We start from the raw sequence: 2,904 nt of genomic DNA on the forward strand, positions 1-2,904 counted from the left end.
TGCCTGCCTTATATTAGGTCTGTTGCAAATTATCATATTGGAGATCATGTTTATGTGACACCGATTTCAACAGCTTGCTGGGTGAGGACCATGCCTGCCTGATCCCCCGGAGGATCTCGCACAGACTGTCCCGACCAGCGAGAGAACGGAACAAGAGGTTCAATAGAAAGTTGTCCCTTGGGTGAGGACCGATATAAGGCGAACATTCCGTTCACCGCTATTGGAATTGGAAGTACATAACGAAAGAGGAGGAAAAGAGAGTGGAGCGATATTATGTGGGAGTGGATTGGGCGGACCGAGAGCACCAGGTGTACGTGGGGGATGAGCAGGGAGGAAAGATAGCCGAGATGAAGGTGCAAGAGATTCCTGAAGGGATGGCGCAGTTGGGACGCTGGCTCGATGAGCGTCGGGCCGCGGGGATCGAGCTTTGGGCGGCCATAGAGAAGCCACACGGGCGCATCGTGGATTTTCTTTTGGATCATGGCGTAGAGGTCTATCCCGTTAATCCCAAGGCCCTGGATCGGGTGCGAGACCGCTATCGCATGAGTCAATCGAAGAGCGATCCGTTTGATGCCCGGGTATTGTCGGAGTTTCTCAGAACCGACCATGTGCACTTGAGACCCCTGCGACCGAGTTCCGAGCAGGCTCAAGAGCTTAAGCTGCTCACCCGCGATCAGCGCCGAGTCGTGCGCCACAACACTCGGCTTCTCAATCAGCTTAAGATCACCCTCAAGGAGTACTATCCTCGGCCCCTGGAGGTCTTTGGCGACCTGGACAGTCAGATCGCCCAGGATTTTCTCAAAGCGTATCCGACCCCGGCGGCCCTCAGTGAGCTTAAACGTAAGCAGTGGAACCGTTTCGCCACCCACCACCATCATCTCGGCAAGGCGCGCTGTGATGAGCTGTGGGAGAAGCTTAACAAGCCCCAGCTCATGGTTCCCCAACACGTGGTCAGAGCCAAGGCGCAGTTGGTCGAGGTGCTGCTTGAGCAGCTTAAGCCCTCGCTTGCAGCGGTTAAGACCTACAACGAGAGGGTCGAGCGTTTTTTCGCCTCTATGCCGGCAGCTGAGATTGCTCGCACACTGCCGGCAGGAAAGAGCGGCACCCTGGTGCCAATGATCTGGGCGGAGATGGGAGACGCCCAGGATCGCTGGGAGTCCTTCCCACACCTTCAGGCCGAGGCGGGAGTAGTCCCGGTGACCCGATCGAGCGGCAAAAGCCATGTCGTGCAGTTTCGTTTTGCCTGTAACAAGCATCTGCGCCATGCCGCATATCTGTTTGCCTTTGCCTCGCTCAATCGCTGTGAGTGGGCGAATCGATACTATCGAGATCAACGGGCCGCCGGACACCGCCATCCCCAAGCGCTTAGGGCTTTGGGGGCCAAGTGGCTGAAGATTATTTTTGTGATGTGGAGAGACCATAAACCTTACGACGAGAATTATCACTTGGCGAACATTGCACGACAGAGGATGCGCCAGGCGGCGTGAAAAAAAATAAATAAAATAAACAGGGGACTTGACAAGTCTCATAGAAAGTCTACCCTGAGCCTGGTCGAAGGGTTCAATGTTGATAGCAGAGTCGCGCCCGATGGTACTAGCCGTCAGCGCCTGTCGTTCATGACCTTGCGCCGGAGTTGCCTGCGAATCGATTGCCTGCCCGCGGCCAGGCAGGCGGGCCGGCCCGTTGGCCGTTATATCAAGTTCAAATTGCCCGCCGGTTCTCAGGTCGGGATGGTTCTTGCCGGCTGGCCCGGTCATCAGTTCCGGCTCTACATGGTTTGAAAGATTGCCGCTCGCAACGATCTGCCCGGTCGCGCTGGTCGTTGTCAGCTGTTCAACTTTTCCGGGACCGGTTTCGATTTTGACGGCATAGTCGTGCCCGACGGAGCCGCCCGTTCCCTCCCGTTCAATATTCCGGGTTCCGGGCTTGCCCTGAGCCTGGTCGAAGGGTTCAATGCTGATGACAGAGCCCCGCCTAATGACGTTGCCCTCCGCCAGCGCGAATTTCGCAGGTGCTCGGCCCGGTTCGACTTGCGGATCGGTTTCTACCTCATCAGCCGCAACGCGGATCGGCGCGCCGGCGGCCGGCTCCCGGGTAAGACTTGTCCCGTCATTCGGTACCGTGGACTCTTGGCCGGCAGCGCTCGCTTGTGCCGTTAAAGCTTCGATCGGATCTCGGTTGATCTCACTCACCGCTCCCGGGTCGACTCGACCACCGCCGATCGACGCATCAATTTCAACTGCGACCGCGGCGGACTTGGGGGTTGACCCATCGGTAATCGCACCGTGGAGCCCCACGGGCAAGCCCGCCTGCCCGCCGCCTGGCAGGCGGGTGACACTTTCCAGCACGCCCGAGGGGCTAAATCCTGAGCCAGAGCCTTCAGCCCAGGCCGAGGGTCGAGTCGAAGAGTCAAGCCCGCTATTTGCGATGAGCGCGCCGGAACCTTTCCGAATCGGCATTGCGCCTGAAGCGGATGACTCCGTTTCACCGGCCTTCATTCCCTCTGGCTCTGCCGAGCTGATCCCGGCCTGAGGCGTTCCGAGAATCAGATATAACAATGCCGCAAACGCCACGGCGTCGCCGCCTTCTCGGTTGGGGCGCGTGACCTCTTGGCCTTCCGGGACGGGTTGCGCTGAGATTGGGAGAACGCCGTTAACTTCCATTGCGACTCCCTCATAGAGCAAGGGGAATGCCACCCGGCGAAACCCCTCGCAGAAGAGATCGGCGCATTCGGATGAATCTTTAAAAAGAGAAGGTAAACCAGCCTCGGCGTCAAACGTCGGTTGCCGAAGGGTATTTTCATGAAACCGACCGGGTATCTCAAAGCTCAGGCGCACTGAGCGGCGGCAATGATGCGGTCCCCCAAAGCGGGCTTGCGTACCAGCCGTTTATCGAGAGTGCTGA

The 2,904-nt window shown here is 58.1% G+C and carries 1 protein-coding gene; it reads left to right on the plus strand.

All coding sequences use genetic code 11. The features are described from left to right. Positions 1 to 260: 260 nt before the first annotated feature. Positions 261 to 1,487: an IS110 family transposase gene (locus Q8Q08_00045; GenBank protein ID MDP2652409.1), complete on the plus strand. Its 1,227-nt coding sequence runs from the start codon at positions 261 to 263 to the stop codon at positions 1,485 to 1,487. Positions 1,488 to 2,904 lie beyond the last annotated feature (1,417 nt).

It is taken from the genome of Candidatus Omnitrophota bacterium (assembly GCA_030688425.1).
Classification (GTDB): Bacteria; Omnitrophota; Gorgyraeia; order Zapsychrales; family JANLHA01; genus JAUYIB01.